This window comes from Planktotalea sp., assembly GCF_039984035.1.
Classification (GTDB): Bacteria; Pseudomonadota; Alphaproteobacteria; order Rhodobacterales; family Rhodobacteraceae; genus Planktotalea.
The window spans coordinates 1-5,546 of the sequence record NZ_JBDWVM010000046.1 but is presented as its reverse complement, the minus strand read 5'-3'; the positions used below and the strand labels follow the sequence as shown (position 1 = coordinate 5,546).

6 protein-coding genes are annotated in these 5,546 nt (G+C 54.1%); 2 read left to right on the top strand and 4 right to left on the bottom strand.

Annotated features, from left to right (window positions below; genetic code table 11):
• The 3 genes from ABJQ89_RS02115 to ABJQ89_RS02105 form a co-directional block, all read right to left on the bottom strand.
• Positions 1 to 517, bottom strand: a 517-nt coding sequence (locus tag ABJQ89_RS02115; RefSeq protein WP_348494625.1) for an FCD domain-containing protein, incomplete at its 3' end; no start/stop codon positions are given.
• Position 518: 1 nt separating this feature from the next.
• On the bottom strand, positions 519 to 1,688 hold the full coding sequence (locus tag ABJQ89_RS02110) for a mandelate racemase/muconate lactonizing enzyme family protein (RefSeq protein ID WP_348494624.1): 1,170 nt from the start codon (positions 1,686 to 1,688) through the stop codon (positions 519 to 521).
• 56 nt (positions 1,689 to 1,744) lie between these two features.
• Positions 1,745 to 2,632, bottom strand: a complete 888-nt coding sequence (locus ABJQ89_RS02105) for a sugar phosphate isomerase/epimerase (protein WP_348494623.1) — start codon at positions 2,630 to 2,632, stop codon at positions 1,745 to 1,747.
• Between the two features lie 270 nt (positions 2,633 to 2,902).
• Here ABJQ89_RS02105 and ABJQ89_RS02100 point away from each other — a divergent pair, with 270 nt between their 5' ends.
• Entirely contained in the window at positions 2,903 to 3,745 is an 843-nt protein-coding gene (locus ABJQ89_RS02100) for a sugar phosphate isomerase/epimerase (protein ID WP_348494622.1), read from the top strand.
• 25 nt (positions 3,746 to 3,770) lie between these two features.
• Complete coding sequence (locus ABJQ89_RS02095; protein WP_348494621.1) at positions 3,771 to 4,826, top strand: sugar phosphate isomerase/epimerase; 1,056 nt, start codon at positions 3,771 to 3,773, stop codon at positions 4,824 to 4,826.
• A gap of 66 nt (positions 4,827 to 4,892) precedes the next feature.
• Here ABJQ89_RS02095 and ABJQ89_RS02090 read toward each other — a convergent pair.
• On the bottom strand, positions 4,893 to 5,546 hold a 654-nt coding region (locus tag ABJQ89_RS02090; RefSeq protein WP_348494620.1), incomplete at its 5' end, for a DUF1513 domain-containing protein.

The window sequence follows — 5,546 nt, the reverse complement described above, 5'->3', positions numbered from 1 at the left end:
CCAACCGTTTTTCGCTTAGAACGTAAAAGGTCGTGCACAGTTTGTAGAAGACTTCGTTTTGCGTTGCGCGCACGATTTCCAAGTGAAAGTCGTGATCGAGCTGTTCGAGGCCTTTACCTTCGTTCACGAGCTTTTCGGATTTGCTCAGGATGTCTTCCAGCGCAGCAAAATTTTCGTCCGTTGCGCGGTCTGCTGCAAGTTCTGCGGCTTTGATCTCGTGAATTTTACGAACTTCAACCGCTTCGTAAATCTGTTTTGGATCAACGGGCAATCCAGCTCTTGCGAAAAATGCAAGCTGTTCAATGCCTTGCTGCCCGTTGTTGAGGTAAATTCCGGATTTGGCGCGTCGCTCAATGACCTGCATGGCTTCCAAAATCGCCAGCGATTCACGGATTTGTCCGCGGCTGACACCGAAGTGTTCTGCCAATTCGCGCTCTGAAGGGGCTTTGCCGCCGTTTGCCTTGGCGACAACGATCAGATGCGTTGCGAGCTTGGGTAGGAAGTCCTCTTGTTGCATGTCACCCTTTTTTGGCGAATTTACCAATTACACTTTCATCCATATCCAACCCGATTCCAGGGGTTTCGGGAATGGCAATCATTCCGTCCTTAACTTTTACGGGCGTCTTTGACAACGTATGGATCATCGGGTTCGCGCCGAGCGAGAATTCAACGGTAAAGCTCGCGGGAGATGCCGCACAAACATGCAGTCCCGCAAAGAAACAGGGCGCACCGGCCCAAAGGTGCGGCGCGAGGCGTAAGTTGAAGGCAGAAGCGAGCGTACCAATGCGCATCGTTTCTGTGATACCGCCGCAGCAGGCGGGGTCGGGTTGCAAGATATCAACGCTGCGCGCGGTGATCATGTCGCGGAAATCAAATCGTGTCGCTTCGGATTCCCCAGCGGCGATCGGCACGTGGGAGGCGGCGCGCACTTCGGCCATGCCGAGCTTGTCGTCGCCGGTCACGGGCTCTTCGAACCATGCGAGATCGCAATCGCGCACAAGGTAAGCAAAACGCTTGGCATCCGCGACGCTGAAGGTTCCGTGAGCGTCTACCATCAGATCAATATCGGGGCCGATTGCCTTTCGCGCAGCGATCACGCGTTCGGCAGAGCGTTGTGGCGTGCCATCCATAGAGCCAACGCGCATTTTCAGCCCGTCAAAGCCGCCCGCGTCAACGTAGCTAAGCAGTTGATCGCCGATGTTATCCTTGTCGGCCCAACCGCCAGAGGCATAGGCGCGCAACCGATCAGATTTGCGCCCCCCAAGCAGCTGCCAGACAGGTTTGCCATCCGCTTTGCCAAGAATGTCCCAGAGGGCGATATCGATTGCACTGATCGCGGCAATGGTCATGCCGCGACGTGCGAGTTCAGGCATCACATGGCCAGAGCTGCGCGCTTTTTCAGCGCGCACACCGTTATAGAGATCTTCCCAGATCCACGTGACATCAGCTGGGTCTTTGCCAATGATTTTCGGGCCGAATTCATGGTTCAAGAGATGGACAAGCGTGCCGTAACTTCCAGCGCTGCCCGCCGCATTCTTGGCTTCGCCCCAACCGACCAATCCATCATCGGTTTCAATGCGCAAAATCGCGGCATCGAAGGTGCGCAGTCGCCCAAAATCACTGACATGTTGCTTCTCGGGCTCAATCGGAATTTGAACCCACCATGCCTCAGCTGATGCAATTTTCATAACAAACCCTTTGTCGCTCGCCCGCAGCCCAGAGGCCACATGCGAAGAGAAATCAATTACTTAATCAGCGGCAGGATCGTATCTGCGGTGATTTGCATTTGATCGGCGTAGAAGTCTTCTGTCAGCACGTTTGATCCGTGATCGAGAATGAACTGCAATTGCTCGGGTGAAATGTCGCTTGGGTTTGTGTCCACCATATCGGGATAAGGCGCAGCAGGGGTGCGATCTACGGGGGCGACGAATTCGTTGGTCAGCGCGCCGTTATATCCTGCTTTTTCGAGCGTTTTGACCACGCGCGCCCAATCAATATGACCAAGTCCGGCAGCGAAACGATTGTTTTCAGCGACGTGAAAATCAAACAGACGATCCCCCATATCGAGGATCGTTTGATACATATCCTCTTCTTCAATGTTCATATGGAATGCATCAAGGCAGACGCCCACTTCGGGACTGACAGCATCGGCAAGCGCCAAGGCCTGAGCGCCGCGATTAAAGAAGTACGTCTCAAAGCGGTTCAGAGGCTCAATCGCGATCTTAACACCGACTTTTTTCGCGTGATGGAAGCACTCTTTAGTCGCATCAACAACCCAATCCCATTCTTCTTCTGGGGTGCCATCTGGGACCACTTTACCAACCGTTGCGGGGACAAGGGTGATGATTTCACCTTCCAGCTCGCTCACCATTGTCAGAACGCTTTTCACATAATCCACGGAACGTTCGCGCTGGCCCTGATCCTTTGCCGCAAGGTTGCGTTCGCCCAATGTCAGCGTCACTGCGCCCCAGCACCGCATGCCGGTTTCTTTCAGCAAAGCGCGTGTCTCTTTGGTATCGTATTGATCCGGTTCGCCAGAGATTTCGATGCTCTCGTAGCCCATTTTTTTGATCCGGCGCACGGTTGTTTCCAACGGTTCTGCGCGCATCCAGTTGTGAGTCGATAGATGCATCTTGTTTCCTCTTTGTTGTCAGGTGCCTCACTGCGAAACGATCTCATGATCGAGCGCGAAGGCAATAAATTGGTTGGACCAATTATCACTCAAACTTTCCGTGGGTCAAGCCTGAGAAATCGCTAAATTCCGAATGTCATTGCAAATTGAGTAGTAATAATTGGGATATTCTCTGTTTTTCATTCATTTTCTTTGCGTCTGTGATTTGTTCAGATTGACCGAGAATGCAATTGTGGTATTACCAATTCTAACGAAGAAGGGGAGAGCGCGGTGAAAATTGGCATGTGTATGTTCCTTTGGACGACCCAGATTGGCCTAGAGCATGAACCGCTTTTGCGCGATATTCGTAAGACGGGCTTTGATGGTGTCGAAATTCCTGTCTTCTCCGGTGCGGCTGACGACTATGCCGCAACGGCGCGTATGTTGAATGATCTCGGATTAGAGCGCACCGCAGTGACGGCCTTGGGCGATCCGGCCCATAATTTGATCTCACCTGATGCGGCTGTGCGGCAGGCGGGCATCGATCAGATGAAATGGGCAATTGATTGCGCGCAGGTTCTGGGCGCTGATCGCATCAGTGGCCCGCTCCATTCGACATTGGGATTGTTTTCTGGATCAGGACCAACAGAGCAAGAGCTTGAGCATTCTTTGGAGAGCCAACGCAGAATTGGCCAGCATGCGCGCGAGTGCGGCGTCACCGTTTGTTTGGAAGCGCTCAATCGATTTGAGTGCTATTTGCTCAACACAATGGATGCGCTCGCCGCGCATATTCGCGCGATTGACCATCCGAATATTCGCGCGATGTACGACACGTTTCACGCCAACATAGAGGAAACCGATCCCATTGGTGCACTTACGCGCAACAGAGACGTCGTGCATCACATCCATATCTCAGAAAACGATCGCGGGGTGCCGGGGCGTGGAAATATCCCATGGGCCGAAACCTTCGCTGCGATCAAAGACACCGGATATGACGGTTGGTTGACCATCGAAGCCTTCGGGCGCGGGCTGCCAGATTTGGCTGCGGCCACCAAAGTCTGGCGCGATTTCGCTGAATCCCCAGAGGCCGTTTATCGCGACGGATACCAGCACATTCGCACTTCACTCTTATAACAACACCCAATCGGGAGGACACATTATGAAGACTATCAAAGGGCCGGGGTTATTTCTGGCGCAGTTTGTCAGCGACGAAGCGCCGTATAACACGTGGGATGGCATTACCAAGAAGGCGGCTGAATTCGGGTACAAAGGCGTGGAAATCCCATCATGGGACGGGCGCATCTTTGATCTGGATAAGGCGGCCAGCAGCAAGGCCTATTGTGATGATTTAGCCGGTCAAGCGCGCGAGAATGGGGTGGAGATCACCGATCTTTCAACACACCTGCAAGGGCAGCTGGTCGCGGTGCATCCAGCCTATGACATGGCTTTTGACAATTTCGCAGCGCCCGAAGTGCGCGGTAATCCCAAAGCGCGGCAAGCCTGGGGCGTGGATCAGGTGAAAAAGTCGATCACCGCATCGCGCAACCTTGGCATTGATCGCACGGTGTCGTTCTCGGGCGCGCTGGCATGGCCTTATATGTATCCGTGGCCACAGCGCCCAGCGGGATTGGTCGAAGAAGCGTTCGATGAATTGGCGCGCCGTTGGCTGCCAATCTTTGATCATGCGGAAGAGCAGGGCGTGGACGTCTGTTTTGAAATTCACCCCGGTGAAGATCTACATGATGGCGATACGTTCGAAATGATGTTGGATCGCGTCAACAATCATGCGCGTTGTAATATGCTTTATGATCCGTCGCATCTTGTGCTGCAGTGCATGGATTATCTGGATCATATCGACATCTACAAAGACCGCATTCGCATGTTCCATGTGAAGGATGCAGAGTTCAAGCCGACGGGACGCAAAGGCGTTTATGGCGGCTATCAGTCTTGGGAAAACCGCGCGGGGCGTTTCCGCTCGCTCGGCGATGGTCAGGTGGATTTCAAATCGATCTTCTCGAAAATGGCGACCAACAATTTTGATGGTTGGGCCGTTGTGGAATGGGAGTGCGCGATTAAACATCCAGAGGATGGCGCGACCGAAGGGTCGGCCTTTGTGAAGGATCATTTGATCCGCGTGACGGAAAAAGCCTTTGACGACTTTACCACTGATGGTGCGGATGCTGGGGCCAACCGCCGGATGCTTGGTCTGGATTAAGCCGGATCGCGTCAGTGTGATGAGACAAGGAAACAGCGCCTTTTGGGCGCTGTTTTGCGTTTGGGCTTATACGTTGATCAGGTGGTTGTCCCACTTGAGCTGCGCCGCGCGCCGCTGGGTTGTTTCGTTTTGCAAAAGGCCAGTGCCAGTGGTGATCGCGAACCCATTTTGGGTTTGCGCAACGCCGCAGACATCGTCGAGTGTTTGAGTGGCGTTGAGCTGCGCGGTGTTGATGTCATAGCTTTGCACGATGCCGCCACGCGGCGAGGTCACAGCGATCTGCACCCCGTCGCCCGACACCGCAATACTGCCGACATAGCCTTGCATTGCACGGGTTTGCGCGGGGCTTGCTTGCATAAATTCTAAAGGTGCACCGCGTCTGTGCAGGCCAACCAGATTGGGCGCAGCACCATCGCCTTGCCATTGCATGCCAAAGGCCACGGCGCCGTTTGGCGCGAGCGCGAGGTGGCGGATGGAATTCTTGTGCATCGCGCGTGGCGGCTCTGCGATCTCGATGACCTCGCCGTTGTCGATATAGCTGAGGTTTGGCGCCATCGTCGGGATGTTGAGCTTCGTACGGCCCGTCTCTGGGTGCGTATCAATGCCACCATTTGCGACGACCAAAACCTCGGTTCCCGCGATCCGTTTGATATCATGGGGTCCAACGCCGCCACTGGCGAATTCATTGATGCGTCGATAGCCTGCGCGCGTCTCCCAAAC